A 20580-nucleotide genomic window follows, 5' to 3' on the forward strand; every position below is an offset into this window, starting at 1 on the left:
ATGGATCAGATGACGACACGCAAGCAAACGAGCGAATCCTCCGCTGCGAAGATTACACGCCAAGCGCAGATGTTGTCAGCGCAGTTGCAGTCGCTTCGGACACATATGTATCCGCCCGAAGCGATGAAATCGTTGCGCACGTTCACATCACGCGACGTTGCCAGCATGCTCGGGATCGCAGAATCGACCCTCCGCCAAATGTCGTTGGACGGCGAAGGTGCAATGCCGGAGCGGCTGGAGAATGGCCGCAGGAGCTACACGCTGGCCCAGGTCAATGAACTCCGACGATACCTGGCAGCCAAACGTCCTGTGGAAGCGTTGGATTTCTTGCCGCGCCGGCGTCCCGGCGAGAAGCTGCAGGTCATCGCGGTTGCAAACTTCAAGGGCGGATCCGCCAAAACGACGACGACCGTCCATCTTACCCATTATCTCGCGCTGGCCGGTTTGCGAGTGCTGGCAATCGATCTCGACCCGCAGGCATCATTGTCGGCCATGTTTGGCTATCAGCCCGAGTTCGATGTCAGCGAGAACGAGACCATTTATGCGGCCATTCGCTATGACGAAGACAACCGACGGCCGATGCGCGACATCATCCGCAATACCTATTTTGACGGCATCGATCTGATACCGGGCAACCTGGAACTCATGGAATACGAGCATGAGACGCCCCAGGCGATTGCAAGCGGCGGCGGCCGCGGCGACGGGATCTTTTTCCGGCGGCTCGGCGCCGTCATAAACAGCGTTGCGGACGACTATGATGTCGTGGTGATCGATGCGCCGCCGCAGCTGGGTTATCTTACGCTGGGCGCTCTCTGTGCCGCCACCTCGCTGCTGATCACCGTTCATCCGGCGATGATCGACGTCGCCAGCATGAACCAGTTCCTGGCAATGTTGAGCGATGTCATGCACGTGATCGAGGAACGTGGCGGTATTCTTGAACACGATTTCATTCGATATGTCATCACTAGGCATAATCCGAACGATGTTCCTCAGGTGAATGTCGTCGCACTGCTGCGCTCACTGTTTGGCGAGGACGTGCTGGCGCCAGCCGTGGTGGACACGACGGCAATCGCCAGCGCCGGCTTGGAGAAGAAGAGCCTTTACGAAATGGCACGCGGTTCTGTCGGTCGTGACACCCTCACACGCGCCTTGGACTCCGTCGATGCTGTCAATCTCGAGATCTTCAACCACATCAAATCGGTATGGGGACGGTCATGACCAATGCCAAAGAACGCTCCAATCGGATGAAAACCCTTTTTGGGAATGTCGATTCCGCTGAGCTTGCCAAACAGATCTCGGCAGGTCCCGCGGTCAAAGTTGGATCTGGGGCCGTCAAGTCGATGGACCGGGCCTTTGTCGCCGTGGAAGAGGAGAACGACCGCCTTCGTGAACAACTGAGCGGTTCTGAAGCAATTGTCGAAATTGACTCCGCCCATGTCGTTCCCTCCTTTGTCAGGGATCGCCTCGACATCGAGGGAGATCCGTTATTTCAGGGTTTCGTTGAGAGCATCCGCGAAAGCGGCCAGAGACTTCCCATCCTCGTTCGCCCCTCCCCTGACAAGCAAGGCTACTTTCAGGTCGCTTATGGCCATAGGCGTTTGCGGGCCTGTCAGATTCTTGAACGGCCGGTAAAAGCGATCATCCGTGAGCTCACCGACGACGAGTTGGTGGTCGCTCAAGGGATCGAGAATACCGAACGCGCCAATCTCTCGTTCATCGAGCAGGCGCTGTTTGCTGCAACCCTCAAGTCGCGCGGCTTCCGCCGGGAGACGATTGCTGCCGCCCTCGGCAGGGCAGACGGCAAGCTGACCTATATTTCGATGCTGATTGGGATCGCAGAACAGTTCCCGGCCGAACTGATCGCCAGGATCGGTTCGGCGCCTTCAATTGGCCGGCCGAAGTGGGAAAAGCTCGCCGCCCATTTCAAGGACGGTAGGGCTCCGGCCGCAGCCCAGGTTATCATTGACCAGGTGACGTCGACGAGGACATGGGTTGCGTCCCCAAGCGATCAGCGCTTCGCCGCGCTCATGAACGCCCTGGAACACAAGGCAGCCAGCGGAGATCGCGGCGAAGAGATCGAGATCGGTGGCGGCGCGGTGATTACCGCGAAATCCTCGCGTTCCTCAACGCTCATTACAATTCCGGAAAGCAAGATGCCAGGCCTGTCGGCCTGGCTCATCGAAAAGCTTCCGGCATTGGTGGACGAGTACCGGCAACAAAACGGGGAGACGCCGATGCGGTAGGCTGGTTCAGAAATAGGAAAGGGCTCACCGACGGCAATCGGCGAACCCTTAAAATCCTAGCCGACAGTACGAAAACGTCCCGTCGACATCAGCTCTAACAAACTGATTCTATGACGGACCGCTGGCACAATCAACCCCCGCGTAACAGCTGGGAACGAAAAACTGTGCCCGTCTGCTGGCTTTCATCAACAAGAATCTCGATGGAGCCGCACGCTAAGGCGCTGCGGGCAGGCTAGCTAATGACAGAAGCAACGGCAATCGCATCGTTCAGACGCGTCAGTCCGGCCATTCTCGCAAGCGCGCGAATGGCGATGGCCAACGACATACCAGACACCTCGAAATCGGAGATCTCCCTCCTGTTGAAGAAAGCAGCGCCGATCCTTGGGATCGACGGCACGACCTATCATGTCCTGGACATTCTCCTTGGCCTCTCGCGCGGCGATGACTGGAAAGGGGCCGGCAGGCCGATCGTTGCAATTTCGAACGCCAAGCTCGCAGAATACACGCTGCGCTCCGAGCGCACGGTTACGCGGTGCCTCCGCAGGATCGTTGAAGCTGGGATCGCGGCCTACCGCGACAGCCCAACGGGCCGGCGCTTCGTGTACCGCGACAATGACGGGATGGTTGCCAGCGGCTTCGGGCTCGATTTTACGCCGGCGCGCGTGCGGCTTGCGGAGATCAAGGAGAGCGTTGACAACTATCAAAGGGAACTGAAGGCTACCCAGGATGCGCGGCGTGCGGTTACGCGGTTTTCCAGGGCAATCATCGATGCCTGCGAAGCATTCCCGGAGAAGGCGGATAGCTGGAGGTGCGCTGCACAGGCGATCATGGAGACGATGGTGAGCCGCGCTGAGCAAGCAAGCAAGCTCGAATCACTGCATTCCGAGGTTCTTGAATATGCCGAAGTTCGCTTCGGTGAGCATAATATGTCATGCGCGGGTGACATTGGCGTCACCTCCATTATAATTACAACCCCTAAAGACCTTTCTGAAAGTAATGAACGGACTCGCTCTTCCGAGCGAGACATCAAACAAACTGACGACGGCTCCGCCGTCGAAATGGCTTATGAAAATAAGCCTGAAGCGGCGGTTGGTGACACGCAATCCCGATTGCGGCAGGCGGAGAAGGCGGTTGGTGATATCCAGGGTGCTGTTTTAGCTGCGGTGCCGGTTGGCTTGCTGCAGGTTGGGTGCCGCGCGGCGCAGGAATGTGTCAGTGTGGAGTTTGACGGCTGGTCCGATGTTGTCGGCGCGGCGGAAATGATGCGGCGCATGATCGGCCTTTCGGAGGCTGCATGGGTAGACGGTGTAGGGAGGGTCGGCCGTTATGCTGCGTCCGCCATCTTGGCGACTGTGCTCGAAAAATCTTTGCGTGACCCGGAGCTGATTGCAAAGCCGGGGGGCTATTTCCGTGCAATGGTCGACCGGGCGGTCGATGGGAGTCTTCACCTTTCAAAAAGCCTTTACGGTCTTGCCGAAAGCAGGATGAATACACGGGATAGATAGGCGAAAGGTAACAGCTGTTACTCCGCGCTTGGGCATGCGGAACCGGCGACGAGGTTTACCTTGACGCCGCTACAGGAATAGTTCGATTTCCGGGTGTGGCTTCGCCATCTGGGTCGCTTGAGCGGCAATGAGGCGGGTGTATCCACAAAGAGCGGTCGTTTCGCCAGGTATCGGTTTGCGCCCGCCGTCGTGCAGCCATAGTCCATCTGGCTTCCGCAAGACGGCGAGGGCGGTACAACTGCCCTGAAGGACAGGCTGACATAGCTGAGGCTGGGGAGTCCCATTCCTCCTGTTCATTGAGACCTAACCTGCCTATCCGGGGCACCCTCCGTTCTGAATGTGTTGCCGATCGGAGGCGAAATCTTTGCGCGTTCTTGGAGCCACTCGGCTCGAAGAAGAACATGGGTGTTGGAGGGCGTAAACGAATTCTAAGGAGCGGGGTGGCGCGTGTCGAGGGCATTGAGCGAGGCCGAGCGCACAGCATCCATGATTCTGGGCGGTTCCCTTGTTCGGACATTTTGGCCAGCCAACGGGGTCAGCAATGGACGTTGATCAGGGAGAGAATGAGTGAGAGCCGTGACGAAAGGTGGTCTCCGAATGTTCATTCAAGAAGCCCTGCCCGGTTCGGCCAGCTTGTGACCCGTCCGGAGATCATTGCGTATTGCTGCCTAAAGGACGGAGAGGCAGTCGGCATGTGCGGCACCCGCCGAGCAGAAGAGGTTGCAGGAAGGCCGGTAATGGCGTTTGCGCGGGCCGGGTGCTGCAGGCTGCCTCGCCGCGGGGAGAGATGGACGGGCGGGGGCTACCTATCGCCACCTCGTTCTCCCTCCCCTGTCGAACGTAGTCTGCCTATCCACTTATGGAGGGCCGAGGCAGGATCCGGTCGACACCCACTTCGCTGGGCATCAATGCCAATTTTTTTGCCCTCGGGTTCGACGAGTCAGGCGACCTTGATCCGATGGGCTCAGGTACCAGCTGTTACCTTTTGGGTGGTGCGGCCGACAAGCATGACCCTTCTCCTCCTTGAAAACGCTCAATCACCAAAAGCGAGACAGCTTCCGGGACTTCGGCCGTTACGAGTAAGTGCCGAGCGGTCTGACGTTTTAAACATGTGGGCCGTGGAAGGATCCGACGCGGGCGGTCAAACGATGTCACCAATGGCGCGTGGCGTGCTGTGCACTTAATGCACGGAGCGATGGCAGCGACAATAACTTTGGGACAGAGAGGGAAGGGGCAGGGTCGCTCGACAAGCGCGTTTGCGGTGGCATCAATGTTAAAATTTCTGCAGCTCGTGTTGGGCGATCGAGGCGATCTTGATAGCCGGGGTCCAAAAGGTAACAGCTGTTACCTTTTGGCGAGACAGCTTCCGGGGCTTCGACGTTATGGGTTAGTGCCGAGCGGTCTGACGTTCAAGGCAAAAGGGACATGGAACCATCCGACGCAGGCTGCAAAATCAGCGTCAATGGTGACCTCGACGCCATTGCGCATGCACCCGATGCCAGGAGCGGTGGCTGACAGAATGACTTATGGCGTCTTTTTCGTTATCTAGGTGTTGTCAGCCCGAGCGACGGAGGGGTAGGACTGTCGGATCGAGGGGGAGGCGAGGATGGGATGGGCACGGGAAGTGGTCGCACCGAGAGAAGGCGCATCGTGTTTTGAAATCTCCCGGCGCAGATGAGCCACCGTCCGGCCGGCCCTAGGCCACGTGTTAAGCGGAGATGACTGGGAGCAGTCCATGTGCAGAAACATAAAACCACTTTTCAATTTCGATCCGCCGGCGACCGATCAGGAAATACGTGATGCGGCATTACAGTTCGTACGAAAGCTGAGTGGAACGACCAAGCCGTCGAAACGCAACGAGGCAGCATTTGAACACGCAGTCGTTTCAATCGCCGCATGCGCGCGCGAATTGCTCGATTCGCTCGAGACTTCACATCCGCCGCACAATCGCGAGGAAGTAGCCGCAAAAGCGCGGTCGAGAAACCTGACCCGGTTTGCATGATTTTGAGGCCCGCGTGTAGGGCAGCTGGTTCAGCCTCTTCGGTCCTTTGTCCAAAGGGGACGCGGCGGTTGAGTCTGTCTCTTATTCGTAATCAGGGCAGATTTAGTGCGTAGCGTGCATGCTGGCGTTCGCCGGTGCGCGTGAGCGCATCTCTCTCCAACAAGTCATGAAGATCGCGCGTCGCTGTCGCTCGCGAGGTCCGCCTGATCGAAATGTAATTCTCAGCGCTTAGTCCACCTTTAAACCCCCAGGGCCTTTCTGGAACATCCGAGCGATGGCCTTCTCCTGGCGGTCGTTGAATTGCCCGTGGAACCGGTCATTGAATTGCGCCTTGCGGATATAGAGGGCCACCCGCGTCAAGGTGGTCTGTTGCGCATCAAGGATGGTTCCCGCAAAATACACAGCCATTCGGTGATATCGAGCGTGCGCTGATGCCGTTCGAGCTGATCGTAATAGGCTTTCCGGCCATCCTCGATCGTGTGGACAAACGCAATCAAAGCTCGGTTTGCCCGATATTTTGGGCAAGCGATTTTTCAGCGCGCGCTCGGCCAAGCCCTCCATTTCCATCTTTAAATGGATGGATGCTTTCGCAATACAAATGACCGATGCGGGCACGGGTAAGATCGGGCAAGGGGAGTTAACGGGGTGGCGCCGTTTTGTTGAACTACTTGGTGTAGGCCGCCATTTCCGCGGGGACCCGCCTTGATGGTGGGGCTTCATAGTGGACGGTCGGATTGTCCAGACGGCCGGGCACAATCTGCATGGCATCTTCATGCGTTCGATATGCGCCGATCGCTCCAAGATGGCGATTGCCTGTCATCATCATGCCGTGCCAGCGAAACAGGGTTTCGTCGTTGAGCGGGGCGGACCAAGTGTCGTACACATCGAGCATCATTTCCGCGATGCCGCGCTCTTGCGGCGTTGATGGCCGATTGTCGACATCGAGGCCAAACTGGCGGCGCAAGGAGGAATTCACGCTCAACCGATCAAGCAGTTCGCCCTCAATCTGGGAGGTTTTCGCTGCATCGTCGCCTAATAGCTCAATACGAAGCAGATTGCGTTCCTCATCGCTGACATGACGGACTGCGCCGATCACTTCCCCCGATGACAGAAGGAATTGGCTTTCGAGTGGTTCAGGTGGCGCATGATCAGATGAAATGCGGCCAGCCTTCGTGCGTCCAGTTCCATTTCATGAGTTAGGCGCCCTTTCTATAACTCACCGAAGGCTGTCGCAGAGACCCAGAGAGCACCTTGAAAGGTTGGAATCGACTATATCCAAAGGGCGGCAAACCATATGTCGCCAATCAAGCGCGCCTCGTTCAGCCGCGTCACGACCAGCACTCATAAGCGTATGAGTCCGAAGCGGCGCGCTTCGTCCAACAGCGCCCTCACTGAAGAAGGCTGCCATTTCCGGCCACCACGCGGCGGTCGCTCATGCATCTGATCCAACTGCGCAGCAATCTCTCGAAGCGATAGGTCGGGATCGGCGATCGCGATCGCGGCGACCAGCTTCATCAGATTGTCCTCCGGCGGCCGCCGAGGAGAGCGGGCGAGCAGTTCTGGCTCGGCAAGCTTTTCGCGTACCATCCGGTGAACTGCCCGGCGCAAGCGTTCGACCGTCCAGCTGTGGCCTTTGCGATTAAGGATCAGCACCACATTGTCCCAACTATGTTGCGGCCGCAGCTTGCGAACAGTCGGCAACCATGTCTGCGCCGATGAAATCAGTTCGTCCAGATAGGCCCGATTGCGAGCGGCAGAGGCAGCACGGACAGCTTCCGGTCGCCGCTCGCGAAGTCCTGGATTGCCGGCGAGCCGCCCCCGCGCTTTAGCCGCCATCATGCCGGCTTTGGTTCGCTCTGCGATGAGCGCACGCTCGAGCTGGGCTACGGCACCCAATACCTGCAGAGAAAACATGCCTTGCGGCGTCGAGGTATCAATTGGATCGCGGAGGGACCGGAAGTGAACGCCCCTTTTCTCTAGGTCTTCGATGACAGCAAGCAAATGGCTAACGGAACGCGCCAGCCGATCCAGTCGGACGACAACGAGCACGTCGCCCGCGACAAGTTCGCGGAGAAGCTTCCTCAGGATGGGCCTCACCCTTGATGCCCCGGATCCGTGCTCCTGATGGATGCGATAGCAACCAGCCGCTCGCAACTCGTCCACCTGGGCGTCGTTGATCTGGTCTTCTGTCGACACACGCGCGTATCCAATCAGCCTCTGGGGAGCAGGACGGGGATTGGGGATTGCGGGCCTCGCCATGGAACTCCCATGTCGTTTATAGCGGCGGTTTGTACAGATAATGCATGCGTCAGTAAACGTTCCTTTGCAAGCGTGTTTTATGATCAGAATAGGAAGCCGTCGGGCGCGGAAACGAGGTCGAGATGGAGGACGGCTCATCGGAGGCCGAGAACACGCGCTGGGGGCTTGCCATGGGCAAAGAGCCCGAAATCCGAGGATCTGGAGGAGGTTAGGTACAGCCTCTTGCTCGACTGCAGGCTTTGACGCTGAAAACCCGCCGCCAAATCTTCGAGCCAAGAGCAGCCGAAAGGGAATTGCGCGGACTTTGATCGCGTCACCATCGACAATTGGTAGTTATCGGAAGTGAAACGCCGCTGTCGTGATCGTCAGCGATCGCGGAAGTAATGCCGGAGATCACTTCCAATTAAGGACGCGTTTACCATGATGTCAATGTGTTACGTTTCTACGAAAATCACCTGACCAGCCTCCTGTGGCCGATTCCGGACGCCGGGATCGCGCTGGTGCGTCTCGACGGGCGCATCGCCCATTCGCCGGTCGGTGTGGGCTGGATCGAACGATCCCACTTCATTGACGCCTGCACCTGGTTGTGGCTCGGCGGCGAACTCGTCCACCTCGAGGACCTTGTCCTCCACGACGCCCCGCGATGTGGCCGTCCCATTCCCTTCGATCAGCGCGGGCATCGCGATCGCGAAACCCGGCTGCTGGCCATTGCCCAGGGGCTGAATGCGGCTGCCGAAATCGGACTGAAGGAGCATGACCGGCTGGCGCCGACGCGACTGGTGATTGAACGGAAGCTGGATGGGAGGCCGACGTCGTCAAAGCTGCCGGAGCGGGTCATGGCAAAACCGCTTGTCTCGGCAGGCGTGGTCGAAAAAGCGCTCGGGGTGACGCCGCCAGGCGGCGCGGCGGATTGTGGGGGAGCTCGGCTTGCGGGAGATGACGGGGAGGGGGAGGTTTCGGGCTCAGCTGAGAAACGGTCCTTAGCAAGCGGCATGCCGAATCAACCCGTCAGGGCCAGCCAATCACCGATCGTTTTTCCGTAGCGCCGCGTGGAGCTGATGGCCGGAGCCGGCCGCTGTTGGGTTGCCACTGTCCTTCGGATTTCACGCGGGCTCAGCCCGAATTCGTGGATGAAGGCGCGCGTAAAATTGGCGGCGACCTCGAAACCGGCGGCTTCTGCGATTTCTGAAATCGGCCTGTAGTCGGCCGAATTGCTGAGATCCGCATAGGCCTGCAGCAATCGCCGCTTGCGAATATAATTGAGCACGCCTCCGCTCGCCTCAAACAGCTGGTAAAGCCGCGTACGCGAAATTCCCAACGCGCGGCATATCATGTCCGGTGTCAACTTTTCCGAATGGAGATTGACGTGAATGTAGCGGTGCGCCCGCTCCATCAGTCCCATGTTGGTCTGGTTTTGACCGGTATCAGTTTTTGCGGACGATGCGGCGGCCGCAACGACCATATCGCCGATGGTTTGGATGATCCGGGGCACTTCCTCTATCGTCAGATTGCCGAGGTTCGTTTCGAGGCCCGTGAGATAGCCCGAGAGCAACTCGGCGTGGCTGCCCGAGAGAACCGTGTTGCCGGCGCTCTGGAGAAGGCTCGCATCGCGCGCCAGCAGCTCATACGGCAGGAACACGAGCAAAGCTTCGGTATCTGTCATCCGTCCGCGATAGGGGCTGCCGAGAGACATGAACAATATCTCGCCGGCACCGGTCTCGGTGACACGACGGTTGACCTCGGTCCAGGCCTGGCCGCTGCGGTGCAGGCCGACGTTCCAATGGTCGATGGGGCTCGATCGAAGCATGGCCTGATCGCGGATATATCTGTGGGCCTGCGCGCGCTGCTGGACGATGAGGATATTGCCGAGATGCCAGCCGATCTGCTCCGCGAGGAACCCGTCTTCCGGTGATTTTCCCTCCGGCAAATGAACATCCACGAGCGGCGCCATATGTGCCCGCCAGGCCTGGAATTGTTCTGCCGGTGGCAGGTCCTGCGTCGAGAATCGCAGTGGCACGAGTGCGGGGGAGGCATGGGGTGGTCGTTCCTTGCGCATGGCCGGTTCACGTGCCCAGCGCCGCCGCTCCATCTGCGCCGGCCGCAGTTCCGCGGCAGGATCATCGTCGGATTCAGACCCTGTAGCCATTAATTCCTCCAGCGCATAACCCGACCCAAGCCATGGAAATTCAGAAAAGCAATTGTTTTTGCGGCTGAAATCCCCGGAGAACTCTGTCTGAAAAAGCGGAAGTGCCCGACGAGCCACCTCCATAAGTTGTTTATCATATTCCTTTCCGCTCAGAAATGTACGGAGCGATAATTTTCAGGATGTGGGGATAACGACAATTGCCTCCCTTGGCTGTATCTAAATAAACATCGGTTCTTTCCAAAAGAAAAACCGGAATAATAAAGCATTCGCCTGATAGAACGACTTAGTTTCGCACAATGCCGAAGTAAATATAGAAAATTCCACAGAAAAAGCTGAAAAACACGGGGGATAGTCATGAACTACCTTGGTAAGATTCGTGCGCGCTCTGCGCAAGCTTCGTCTCATGACGCAAGTTATTCATCCGGAAAATCTCGTGCGCCCAAGAGAGTTCTTGTCACCGGCGGTGCAGGTTTCCTCGGATCACATCTGTGCGAGACGCTTTTGGCCGCCGGACACCAGGTGATCTGCCTCGACAACTTTTCCACCGGCATGCGGCGCAATATCGCCCATCTGAGGGGCGTCGATCGCTTCAATGTCGTCGCCCACGATATCGTCCAGCCACTCGATCTGGAAGTCGACGAGATCTATAACCTCGCCTGCCCGGCATCGCCCCCGCATTATCAGGCCGATCCGGTCCATACGACGAAGACCTGCGTGCTGGGCTCCCTCAACCTTCTGGAGCTGGCCGCGCGCACCGGCGCACGCATCCTCCAGGCATCCACCTCCGAAGTCTACGGCGACCCGAACGTCCATCCGCAAGTCGAAAGCTACTGGGGCAACGTCAATTCGTTCGGGCCGCGCTCCTGCTATGACGAGGGTAAGCGGTGCGCCGAGACGCTGTTCTTCGACTTCCACAACACGCACGGCGTCGAGATCAAGATCATCCGCATCTTCAACACCTACGGCCCGCGGATGCGTCCGGACGACGGCCGCGTCGTCTCGAATTTCATCGTTCAGGCCCTGACGGGGCAAGACATCACGATATATGGCGACGGTTCGCAGACCCGCTCGTTCTGTTTCGTCGATGATCTCATCGGCGGCATGGTCCGCATGATGGCCTCGCCGTCGTCGCTGACGGGGCCCGTCAATCTCGGCAATCCGGGCGAATTCACGATCCGGGAGCTGGCCGAGCAGGTGATCGGATTGACCGGCTCCCGGTCGCAAATCATCCATCGCCCTCTGCCGGTTGACGACCCTCGTCAGCGTCGCCCGGATATTTCGCTTGCCATGCAGGAACTCGACTGGCGGCCGAAGATCGACTTGTCGAGCGGCCTGCGTCAGACGATCGACTATTTCGATGGCCTTCTCACCCGTCCAGCACGCGAGCTGGAGGCCGTCTGATGGATGCGCCCCGGGTCCTTGTCACGGGCGGTGCCGGCTATATCGGCAGCCACACCGCCAAGCTCCTCCGCTCGGAGGGGATTGAGCCTGTCGTCTACGACAATCTTACGACCGGAAACCGGTCGTCCGTGCGCTGGGGCCCTTTCGTCGAAGGTGACGTCCTCGACTCGCCATGCCTGATCGAGGCCATCGAGAAATATGCGCCCGATGCCGTCATCCACTTTGCCGCCTCGGCCTACGTGGGCGAGTCCGTGCAGAACCCGGCGAAATATTACAACAACAATGTCTGCGGTGCATTGTCGCTTATCGATGCCTGCCGGCAGACGGGGCTTCAGAACGTCATCTTCTCATCGAGTTGTGCCGTCTACGGCGTTTCCTCCGTGCTGCCGATCGATGAGACGTTGCCGAAGGCTCCGATCAATCCCTACGGCAGGACCAAGCTGATGGGCGAGAATATGCTCGCCGACTATTCGGCGGCCTTCGGCCTGCGTTATGTTGCCCTGCGTTACTTCAATGCCTGTGGAGCCGATCCGGACGGCGAGCTTGGCGAATGGCACGTTCCGGAAACCCATCTCATTCCGCGGGCGCTGCTGGCCGCGGCCGGCCGGATTCCGCACCTGGAGATATTCGGCGATGACTACGACACCCCTGACGGGACCTGCATAAGGGACTATATTCACGTCGCAGATCTCGCGCGCGCCCATGTTCAGGCTTTTACCCATCTCGCCAAAGGCGGAGCAAACCTCGCTGTCAACCTCGGCACCGGGCGGGGTTTTTCCATCAGGGAAGTGCTGCGCGTAATCGAGGAAACGACCGGCTGCGAAGTCCCGGTCGTCATCCATCCGCGCCGGCCGGGCGATCCGCCCAGCCTCTATGCCGACGCCAGCCTGGCCCGCGAGACACTCTGCTTCCAGCCTCGATATTCCGACCTCGAAACCATCGTGCGGACGGCGGCTCCGTTCTTCGGACTGGAGGTGCGCGCGTGACCGAACTTGCGATCAACCAAGCGACGCATGCTCCGGAACCCTCCCAGGAGCCGTTTCTTGTCCCGGTTCTGACCGGATATCGGCGGGCCGAATATTTGTTCTTGGCCGCCGTATGGGCCTGCGCCTTCGCCTATTTCTGGATTTGGTGGCTGGAGCCGCACCATCACGTCGATGCTTTCGGCACAATTACGGTGAGCCTCGTTCTTGCCTGGGTTACCGCTCTGCCGGCCTATTTCATCGTCGTCTTCTATCGGGCGGCAAGACCGAACGGTCCCTTGCGCCTGCCGGCGGGCAGCCGAGTGGCCATGGTCGTGACCAAGGCGCCGGCGGAACCCTTCTCGGTCGTCAGTGAAACCCTGCTGGCAATGCTTGCCCAGGAGGTGGAACACGACACCTGGCTTGCCGACGAAGACCCTTCCCCCGAGACTCTCGACTGGTGCTCCGGGCACGGGGTCTTCGTCTCGACCCGCAAGGGGCGATCCGATTACCATCGGACGTCGTGGCCCCGACGCACGCGGTGCAAGGAAGGCAACCTCGCCTTCTTTTACGACCACTACGGCTACAGCCGCTACGATTTCGTGGCGCAACTCGATGCGGATCATGTTCCCGCGCCCGACTATCTCTTCCACATGCTGCGTCCGTTCGCCGATCCAAACGTCGGCTATGTCTCGGCCCCCAGCATTTGCGACAAGAACGCTTCCGAAAGCTGGTCGGCACGTGGAAGGCTCTATGCCGAGGCCAGCATGCATGGCTCGCTCCAAGCCGGTTACAATGGCGGCCTGGCGCCGCTGTGCATAGGGTCGCATTACGCGGTACGTACCGTCGCCCTGAAACAGATCGGCGGCCTCGGTCCGGAGTTGGCTGAAGACCACTCGACGACAATGATGATGAATGCCGGCGGCTGGCGGGGTGTGCATGCGCTGGATGCCATCGCCCATGGTGACGGCCCCAGAACCTTCAGCGATCTCGTGACGCAGGAATTCCAGTGGTCGCGCAGCCTGGTCATGGTGCTGTTGCGGTACTCGCCGAGCCTCGTCGGCCGGCTGCCGCCCCGGCTCAAGTTGCAGTTCCTCTTTTCGCAACTCTGGTATCCGCTTTTTGCGTTCTTCATGTTGCTCATGTTTGCGATGCCGATCATCGCGCTTCTGCGCGGCCAGAACTTCGTGACGGTGACCTATCTCGATTTCCTCACGCATTTCGCGCCGCTTTCTATCGCTCTCGTGGTGATGGCTTATCGCTGGCGCGCCAGCAGTTCGTTCCGCCCCTACGACGCCAAGATCCTAAGCTGGGAATGCATGCTCTTTCTCTTCGCGCGCTGGCCCTGGGCGCTCGCCGGTACGCTGGCTGCGGTGCACGATTTTCTCACGGGCTCCTTCGTCGATTTCCGCGTCACCCCGAAAGGGCGGTCCGAAGTCGATCTGCTGCCGGCGCGTGTCCTGGCGCCCTACGCTGTGCTGGCGCTGATGGCGGTATTGCCCGCCCTGGCGATCGGCCATGCCGGCGCCTCCAAGGGGGGCTACTTCTTTACCGTCCTGAACGCGACAATCTACTGCGTGCTGCTTCTGGTCATCGTTGGGCGCCATTCGAAGGAAAATACGATTGCGGCGGCCCCGCGTTTCTACCGTCCGGCGATGGCGACCGTGCTTCTTGCGCTCGTCGCGCTGCCGGGGGTTGCAACCATGATGCGCGGAAAGGATGCGGCCGAGGCACTCGCCTGGGGCAGTGGCCGCCTTCAGCTGTTCGAAGAGCGCTACGCCGCCTCCGGTGCAGGCCGGGGCGGGACCGCCCTGCGCACGATCTTCTTCAAACCACGATGGATTTCCGATCCGGAAGAGATCCAACTGACACCGGATGCCGCTCACCCGGATTTGCGGCCGAGCCTGGAGGAAGTACACAATGTCTAGCCCATCCAAAATAGCCCTGTTGTCGTTAACCGGCCTGTTGCTGTCGGGAGTCGCGGTCCTGCCGACCGCTCTGGGCAGCTTTGCCGAAGGGCAGCCGCTTGCGATGACGACATCGTCCATCGCGCCGCCGACCAAAATGCCGGTCGTCACGAAGGAGTCGCTCACGTTCGGCGCCTATGATCCGCACGGAGATTTAGCCGCGTCGCCCGATTCGAAGATCGAACACCTCTTCCTGCCCTGGGAAGACGTCGATCTGCGCACGCTCGCCCTGGCCGACGATTATGCGCAAGCGCGTGGCCGCACCTTGCTGATCTCGGTCGAGCCCTGGACCTGGTCATCCGATTGGCGCCAAACCTCGCAGGAACTGCTGCACAGCATCCTGGACGGTTCGCGCGATGCGAACATGGCCGCCGTCTGCTCGACTGCCGCCAAGCTGAAAAGTCCGGTCATCATTCGCTGGGGACAGGAAATGGACGAAACCGACAGCCAGTTCTCCTGGTCGCATTGGCAGGGCGCCGATTATGCCAAGGCCTATCGGCGGATGGTGGAGGTCTGCAAGGTCCACCTGAAGACGGCCAAATACATGTGGTCACCGAAGGGTAATGAGGGGCTTCAAGCCTTTTATCCCGGCAACGATGTCGTCGATCTCATCGGGCTCTCGGTCTTTGGCCTGCAGCAATACGACAGGGACAAGACTGGCAAGGACCAGACGTTTGCAGCGCACCTTGCGCCCGGATACGCCCGTGTCGCTGGTTACGGCAAGCCCATCATGGTTGCCGAACTCGGCTACGAAGGCGACGATTCATACGTGCGAAACTGGGCTGAGAGCATAACGAAACGCTATCCCCAGTTCCCGGCCCTGAGCGCCGTTATCTACTTCAACGACCGTGAAGTCTATCCGTGGCCGGACGGCTATGGCCGCCCCGACTGGCGGGTCGTCCGCGAAAGCATCAATTGAACAAGAGGGAAGCTGAACATGTCCATGCTTCAAAAAATGCTCCTGGCCGTGGCCCTCAGCGGTATCGCCACGGCCGCGTCCGCTGCCGGAACCAATGAGCCTGCGGGGATCGAGACCGCAAAGCCGATGAGCAGTGCGGAAATCTATCAGCTCTACAACCAGAATTCCTGGATGTGGAAAGCCGGTGCCGGCTACTTCTCCACAAAGGCGCGCCGCTTTACCGCCTGGTCGCGGGAAAACGGCTCGCCGTCTTTCGGCATGGGCCGCTGGTTCATCACGGAGTCGGGTAAACTCTGCTTCAACGCCGACTGGCACGCCAAGACCGGAACGGCGACGGCAATCACCTGCTTCAGCCACCGGAAGAAGGGCGGCCTGATCTATCAGAAACGCGAACCGGACGGTCAATGGTACGTTTTCAAGAGCAGACGGGCACAAGCCACCGACGAATTCGCAAAGCTTCGCCACGGCGACTACGTGAGCTCTCAATTGGGGAGGATTGAGGCGAGCGTCAGTAAGGCCAAGTAAAGGCGAAGCAGGGGGGTTGCGCGCGGCCGAGGCGCCATCTGTGTCCTTGTAGGAGCCGATGCCTGCGCGCAACCTTTTTCATAAAAGATCGCTTCAAAGACATACAGGCAGTCCGGGCAGCGATCGTCTCATCGTGGTCCAACGGACAAACTGAGGGGCAAATCACCAAGCTCAAGCTGGTAAAGCGCCAGATGTACGGGCGCGGAAAACTTGATCTTCTTCAAGCCCGACTGATCGGCGCGACATGAGTCAATTGCACCCAATCTGCGTCAGAGCCAAGATTGCACGCCGGTAAGGGGTCAGTTTTGTGCGCCGATTGACAGATAGGTGTTCGGAACACCGAGCAGTGCACGTAAAAGCCACTTGACAAAACGCGTCCGCTGCCACTATTGGGTAATCGATCACCCAAGGAGGATGGTGAAGATCGTGGCAGTATCGCTTTCTGACATCGCGGAACGTGCGGGCGTCTCGGTAAAGACGGTTTCCGGCGCATTGCACGGCGGCTCCGCCCGCATGTCCGACGATACGCGCCAGAAGATCAAGGCCATTGCGGAAGAACTCGGCTATGTGACCAACCTTGCGGCGCGTGGCGTGCGTCAGGGCTGGCTGCCGCTGGTCGGCGTCGTCTCCGACGGCCTCATCACTTCGCCCTTCGCCACCGAGATCGTACGTGGCCTCGACGGGGCGGCCCGTAGCGCCGGCATGGCGGTCTTTGCGGTCAACCACAGAAGCGGCCAGTCTATCGGCTCGGTGCTGGACGAGGTGCAGCAGTTCCGGCCGCGCGCCGTTGCTTATGCCGCAATGTACCACAAGCATGTCGCCCTGCCGGACAGGTTGGCGGGCGCCGTCGGCGTCATGATCAACTGCCGCGAGGCTGCCGGCCGCGTTACCGCGCTGGTGCCGGACGAAGAGGGCGGCGCACGGGAGATCGTGCGTTATCTCCTCGTCGCCGGCCGCCGGCGCATCGCCTTCATCAACCTGCCGGGCATTCTCGCCGGCACGCTACGCGAGATGGGGTTTCGTGCGGCGCTTGAGGAGGGGGGCATCGACCCCGCCGGCGTGTTGCCGGCGGTGCGCCGCAGAGTCTACAGCGACCGCGCGCCAAGCCTTGTTGCCTCTCATGTGGAGGCGCTTCTGAAATCCGGTCAACGGCCGGACGCCATCCTGTGCGGCAATGACCGCGTGGCGATGGAAGTCTATGCGGCGCTTGCCCGCGCCGGCCTTCGCATTCCGGATGATATCGCGGTGGCAAGCTTCGACAACCAGGTCGAGCTTGCCTCGCGGCTGGACCCGCCGTTGACGACGATGGCCCTGCCGCACCGCGCCATGGGCCGCCTTGCCATGGAGATCCTCCTGGCCGAGCAGCCCGAACCGCCGCATCTGCGGAAACTGCCGTTCCATCTGGTCGAACGGGCATCCGTCTGAACATCGAATAGTGTCTAACAGGAGGAGAATATCAATGAGAATGGGTAATCGTTTACTTTGCGGTCTCTTCGCGTCCGCCGCGCTGGTTGCAACCGCGAGTCTTGCCGAGGCGAAGACCGTCATCCACGTTATGCACCAGGGCGATCCCGGCTGGGTGAAGGCCTATGGCGACGTTGCCACCCGCTTCGAGGCCGCCAATCCCGATGTCGATATCGAGATGATCTACGCGCCGCACGATGCCTATAACGAAAAGTTCAGCGCCGCCGTCATGGCCAAGCAGCTGCCCGATATCATGGAACTCGATGCTCCGTTCCTCGCCAATTACGTCTGGTCCGGCTATCTGCAGCCGGTCAAGCCGCTCATTGACAAGGACCTGCTCGATGACATGACGGATTCGAATATCGCCCAGGGCACCTATCCGATCGATAAGGACCTCTATGCGATCGGCCTCACCGACTCCTCGGTCGTGCTCTACGGCAACAAGAAATATCTTGAAGCCATTGGCGCCCGCATTCCGAAATCGGTCGACGATGCCTGGACCCGCGAGGAATTCGAAGGCTATCTTGAAAAGCTTTCCAAGCTCGAAGGCGTGAAGTGGCCGATCGACACCTTCCGAGGTTACGGCATCAAGACCGAGTGGATCACCTATGCCTACGGCCCCCTGCTCGAAAGCGCCGGCTGCGACCTGATCGACCGCAAGACTTGGAAGGCCAGCGGCACGCTCGATGGCGAGGCCTGCGTCAAGGCGCTGACGATGATGCAGGACTGGGTGAAGAAGGGCTGGGTCGTACCGACTTCGTCAGGCACCAACCAGTTCTACGCCGAGGGACAGCCGGCCGCGCTCGCCATGGGCGGCCACTGGTTCTACGCGGAGGCATCGGCAGCGATGAAGGACAATATCGTCGTCATGCCGCTGCCGAAGATCGGCGACAAGGGCGTGAGCCCGAACGGAACCTGGATCTGGGGCATTTCCGCGACCTCGGAAAACCCTGAGATCGCCGGCAAGTTCCTGAGCTTCCTGCTGAAGGACAAGGCGTACCGGGAATACGCCAAGACCCAGTCCGCCTATCCGGGCCTGAAGAGCTTCGCGGCCGAATCTCCGCTCTATGCGGAAGGCGGTCCGCTCGCCATCGCCTTTGAGCAGGCTTCCAAGACCGCGATCGCCCGTCCGCCGCACCCGGCCTATCCGACGATCACCTCGGCCTTCATGCAAGCCGTCGACAAGATCTTCAACGGTGGTGACGCGCAGGAAGCGCTGACGGCCGCTGCCAAGAAGATCGACGAGGATATCGAGGACAACGCCGGCTACCCGCCCTTCGACGAGCAGCAGTAAGGGGTTTTGACGGGGCCGGTTCTCCGGCCGGCCCTGGACTATCTCGGGAGGATGACCGATGAGGAGGAAACAATGACTTTGCAACAGACCTCCACGCCCGCTTTGCGGCGTCCGGCGAAACGCCGCGACAAGCAGCGGCTCTGGCAGGAAATGGCGATGATCGCGCCTGCCTTTCTGCTTCTGGCGATATTCCTGATCACGCCGTTCCTCTTGTCCTTCTGGACGGCGATGACCAACCAGCCGCTCGTGCCGCGCCCGACGCCGGTGCGCTTTGTCGGCCTCCTGAATTTCGAGCGCGTCTTCACCGATCCGCTGTTCTGGACCTCGCTGTGGAACGTTACGCGTTTCACCTTCTGGGTGCTGCCAGTGCAGTGCGGCCTCGCCTTCCTGACCGCGCTGCTCTTGCACCAGAAGCTGCCGATGCAAAACCTGCTGCGCGGCCTGTTCTTCCTGCCGGCGATCACCTCCATGGTGGTGGTCTGCGTCATCTGGGGCACGCTGTTCCAGTATCCGAGCGGCCCGCTCAACCAGATCGTCGGTTTCCTTTCCGGCGGCACGATCCAGCCGATCGACTGGCTCGGCGACCCCAACTGGGCGATGTTCTCCATCGTGTTGCTTTCAGCCTGGCAGGCCTATGGCTTTCAGATGATCATCTATCTCGCCGGCCTGCAGGGCATTCCCGAAGAACTATACGATGCCGCCCGCATCGACGGGGCAAGCGCGCTGCGCCGCTTCTGGCACGTCACCATGCCCGGCCTTCGCCCGACGCATGTCTTCGTGCTGGTCATCACTACCATCCAGGCCTTCAAGCTCTATACGCAGGTGGCGATCCTCACCCAGGGCGGCCCGAAGGAAAGCACCGAAACCGTTGTCCACTACATGGTGCGCGCCGGCTTCGAGGAGCAGAAACTCGGCTACGCATCGGCCGTTTCCGTCATCCTCTTCGTCATCGTTCTTCTGATCGCGCTCCTGCAACGCAAACTCCTGAGGCGCTTCGATGTCTGATATCGCTTTGAGCCAGCCCGCCCCGCTGGCAATCGCAAGGGGCAACGGCAAGAGAAGCCTGCGCGTCGTGCAGAGCCTCTGCATCCTGGTCATCGCGCTGGTGATGATCTCGCCGCTGTTCATGCTGCTGATCGCCAGCCTGAAGGACGACCGTTTCCGCATCCTCGCCGACATGGGCAGCTTCCGCGCCTTCTGGGTCAGCGACCCGACGCTGTCGAACTACAAGGAGATCGCCCATTTCTCCGGCGAGCTGGCCTATGGCCGATATCTCTTCAATTCGCTGGTGATCCTCGTCGCCACAGTCGTCTCGGGTCTGATCATCAATTCCATGGCGGGCTTCGTTCTGGCCTGGGGCTCGCTGCGCGGCAAGGCGGCGCTCTTGGCGCTGGTCGTCGCCCTCTATGTCATCCCGCAGGAAAGCATCATCATGCCGCTCGTCGTCATGATGTCGCGGGCGGGGCTGACGGATACCTTCGCGGTGCAGATCCTGCCCTGGGTGGCAAGCCCGCTCTATGTCTTCCTCTTCTACCAGTTCTTCGCGCAGCTGCCGAAGGAACTCTATGAAGCGGCGGAAATGGATGGTGCATCGGTCTTCCGCATCTACCGGTCAATCTACATGCCGCTCAGCCTGCCGGCGCTCGCCACGGTCTCGATCCTCATGGGCATCGAAAGCTGGAACCAGTATCTCTGGCCGACGCTGGTCACCCAGACCGACTATGCTCGGCCGATTGCCGTCGCCATCGCCACCTTCTTCGGACAGGACAGCATCTATTGGGACCGCGCCATGGCCGCCTCGGTGCTGATGATGATCCCCGTCCTCATTCTCTATCTGGCTTTCCAGCGCTGGTTCGTCAGTTCATTCGTCGGCTCCGCGGTGAAAGGTTGATC

Annotated in this window: 16 protein-coding genes and 2 pseudogenes; 14 read left to right on the plus strand and 4 right to left on the minus strand. The window is 59.9% G+C overall.

Annotated features, from left to right (window positions below; genetic code table 11):
* The 4 genes from repA to ACD590_RS32795 all read left to right on the plus strand — a co-directional run.
* Positions 1-1218 (plus strand): plasmid partitioning protein RepA (gene repA, locus ACD590_RS32780; RefSeq protein WP_018247073.1); only part of this gene is annotated, 1218 nt, incomplete at its 5' end.
* Positions 1203-2243, plus strand: coding sequence for a plasmid partitioning protein RepB (gene repB, locus ACD590_RS32785; RefSeq protein WP_439004245.1), 1041 nt, complete (start codon positions 1203-1205; stop codon positions 2241-2243). The genes repA and repB, both read left to right, overlap by 16 nt.
* Positions 2244-2482: 239 nt before the next feature.
* Entirely contained in the window at positions 2483-3748 is a 1266-nt protein-coding gene (gene repC, locus ACD590_RS32790; RefSeq protein ID WP_439004246.1) for a plasmid replication protein RepC, read from the plus strand.
* Positions 3749-5483: 1735 nt separating this feature from the next.
* On the plus strand, positions 5484-5750 hold the full coding sequence (locus ACD590_RS32795) for a DUF2277 domain-containing protein (protein WP_247264763.1): 267 nt from the start codon (positions 5484-5486) through the stop codon (positions 5748-5750).
* 91 nt (positions 5751-5841) lie between these two features.
* Here the strand turns inward: ACD590_RS32795 and ACD590_RS32800 are convergent.
* From ACD590_RS32800 to ACD590_RS32810, 3 genes and pseudogenes are all read right to left on the minus strand, one after another.
* Positions 5842-6943: pseudogene (locus ACD590_RS32800) on the minus strand (Fic family protein).
* Between the two features lie 148 nt (positions 6944-7091).
* Positions 7092-8009: a recombinase family protein gene (locus tag ACD590_RS32805; RefSeq protein WP_247264764.1), complete on the minus strand. Its 918-nt coding sequence runs from the start codon at positions 8007-8009 to the stop codon at positions 7092-7094.
* A gap of 434 nt (positions 8010-8443) precedes the next feature.
* Positions 8444-8764: a hypothetical protein gene (locus ACD590_RS32810; protein ID WP_439004409.1), complete on the minus strand. Its 321-nt coding sequence runs from the start codon at positions 8762-8764 to the stop codon at positions 8444-8446.
* On the opposite strand from ACD590_RS32810, the pseudogene ACD590_RS32815 reads away from it, so the two are divergent.
* A pseudogene (locus ACD590_RS32815) lies at positions 8660-8993 on the plus strand (helix-turn-helix domain-containing protein); the annotation flags it as partial. The gene ACD590_RS32810 and the pseudogene ACD590_RS32815 overlap by 105 nt on opposite strands.
* 16 nt (positions 8994-9009) lie before the next feature.
* Here the strand turns inward: ACD590_RS32815 and ACD590_RS32820 are convergent.
* Complete coding sequence (locus ACD590_RS32820) at positions 9010-10155, minus strand: helix-turn-helix domain-containing protein (protein WP_247264574.1); 1146 nt, start codon at positions 10153-10155, stop codon at positions 9010-9012.
* A 354-nt stretch (positions 10156-10509) separates the two neighbouring features.
* On the opposite strand from ACD590_RS32820, the gene ACD590_RS32825 reads away from it, so the two are divergent.
* The 9 genes from ACD590_RS32825 (at position 10510) to ACD590_RS32865 (ending at position 20578) form a co-directional block, all read left to right on the plus strand.
* Positions 10510-11556 carry a UDP-glucuronic acid decarboxylase family protein gene (locus ACD590_RS32825; RefSeq protein ID WP_131647128.1) on the plus strand — a complete coding sequence of 349 codons (1047 nt, stop codon included), beginning with the start codon at positions 10510-10512 and terminating at the stop codon, positions 11554-11556.
* Positions 11556-12542 carry a UDP-glucose 4-epimerase GalE gene (gene galE, locus ACD590_RS32830; protein WP_130654113.1) on the plus strand — a complete coding sequence of 329 codons (987 nt, stop codon included), beginning with the start codon at positions 11556-11558 and terminating at the stop codon, positions 12540-12542. The genes ACD590_RS32825 and galE overlap by 1 nt, the downstream gene beginning before the upstream one ends.
* A complete protein-coding gene (locus ACD590_RS32835; protein WP_439004247.1) occupies positions 12539-14446 on the plus strand; it encodes a glycosyltransferase family 2 protein in 1908 nt (635 codons plus the stop codon). Before galE ends, ACD590_RS32835 begins: the two co-directional genes overlap by 4 nt.
* Before the next feature lie 19 nt (positions 14447-14465).
* Positions 14466-15404, plus strand: a complete 939-nt coding sequence (locus ACD590_RS32840) for a glycoside hydrolase family 26 protein (protein ID WP_115157764.1) — start codon at positions 14466-14468, stop codon at positions 15402-15404.
* 18 nt (positions 15405-15422) lie between these two features.
* On the plus strand, positions 15423-15929 hold the full coding sequence (locus tag ACD590_RS32845) for a DUF995 domain-containing protein (RefSeq protein WP_018247062.1): 507 nt from the start codon (positions 15423-15425) through the stop codon (positions 15927-15929).
* Between the two features lie 414 nt (positions 15930-16343).
* Positions 16344-17354: a LacI family DNA-binding transcriptional regulator gene (locus tag ACD590_RS32850; RefSeq protein WP_439004248.1), complete on the plus strand. Its 1011-nt coding sequence runs from the start codon at positions 16344-16346 to the stop codon at positions 17352-17354.
* A gap of 40 nt (positions 17355-17394) precedes the next feature.
* Positions 17395-18687 carry an ABC transporter substrate-binding protein gene (locus ACD590_RS32855; RefSeq protein ID WP_018448914.1) on the plus strand — a complete coding sequence of 431 codons (1293 nt, stop codon included), beginning with the start codon at positions 17395-17397 and terminating at the stop codon, positions 18685-18687.
* Positions 18688-18759: 72 nt separating this feature from the next.
* Positions 18760-19692 (plus strand): carbohydrate ABC transporter permease, encoded by a 933-nt coding sequence (locus ACD590_RS32860; RefSeq protein ID WP_018247059.1) that lies wholly within the window; start codon positions 18760-18762, stop codon positions 19690-19692.
* Complete coding sequence (locus ACD590_RS32865; protein WP_018247058.1) at positions 19685-20578, plus strand: carbohydrate ABC transporter permease; 894 nt, start codon at positions 19685-19687, stop codon at positions 20576-20578. Before ACD590_RS32860 ends, ACD590_RS32865 begins: the two co-directional genes overlap by 8 nt.
* Positions 20579-20580: the final 2 nt, after the last annotated feature.

This window comes from Rhizobium sp. 862_C5_N1_2, assembly GCF_051811205.1.
GTDB classification, from domain to species: domain Bacteria; phylum Pseudomonadota; class Alphaproteobacteria; order Rhizobiales; family Rhizobiaceae; genus Rhizobium; species Rhizobium leguminosarum.

Bases quoted from the DNA above. Each gene is read 5' to 3' on its own strand.
- repB (WP_439004245.1), top strand. From the start codon at position 1,203: ATGGGGACGGTCATGACCAATGCCAAAGAACGCTCCAATCGGATGAAA.
- repC (WP_439004246.1), top strand. From the start codon at position 2,483: ATGACAGAAGCAACGGCAATCGCATCGTTCAGACGCGTCAGTCCGGCC.
- ACD590_RS32795 (WP_247264763.1), top strand. From the start codon at position 5,484: ATGTGCAGAAACATAAAACCACTTTTCAATTTCGATCCGCCGGCGACC.
- ACD590_RS32805 (WP_247264764.1), bottom strand. From the start codon at position 8,009: ATGGCGAGGCCCGCAATCCCCAATCCCCGTCCTGCTCCCCAGAGGCTG.
- ACD590_RS32810 (WP_439004409.1), bottom strand. From the start codon at position 8,764: ATGCTCCTTCAGTCCGATTTCGGCAGCCGCATTCAGCCCCTGGGCAAT.
- ACD590_RS32820 (WP_247264574.1), bottom strand. From the start codon at position 10,155: ATGGCTACAGGGTCTGAATCCGACGATGATCCTGCCGCGGAACTGCGG.
- ACD590_RS32825 (WP_131647128.1), top strand. From the start codon at position 10,510: ATGAACTACCTTGGTAAGATTCGTGCGCGCTCTGCGCAAGCTTCGTCT.
- galE (WP_130654113.1), top strand. From the start codon at position 11,556: ATGGATGCGCCCCGGGTCCTTGTCACGGGCGGTGCCGGCTATATCGGC.
- ACD590_RS32845 (WP_018247062.1), top strand. From the start codon at position 15,423: ATGTCCATGCTTCAAAAAATGCTCCTGGCCGTGGCCCTCAGCGGTATC.
- ACD590_RS32850 (WP_439004248.1), top strand. From the start codon at position 16,344: ATGGTGAAGATCGTGGCAGTATCGCTTTCTGACATCGCGGAACGTGCG.
- ACD590_RS32855 (WP_018448914.1), top strand. From the start codon at position 17,395: ATGGGTAATCGTTTACTTTGCGGTCTCTTCGCGTCCGCCGCGCTGGTT.
- ACD590_RS32860 (WP_018247059.1), top strand. From the start codon at position 18,760: ATGACTTTGCAACAGACCTCCACGCCCGCTTTGCGGCGTCCGGCGAAA.
- ACD590_RS32865 (WP_018247058.1), top strand. From the start codon at position 19,685: ATGTCTGATATCGCTTTGAGCCAGCCCGCCCCGCTGGCAATCGCAAGG.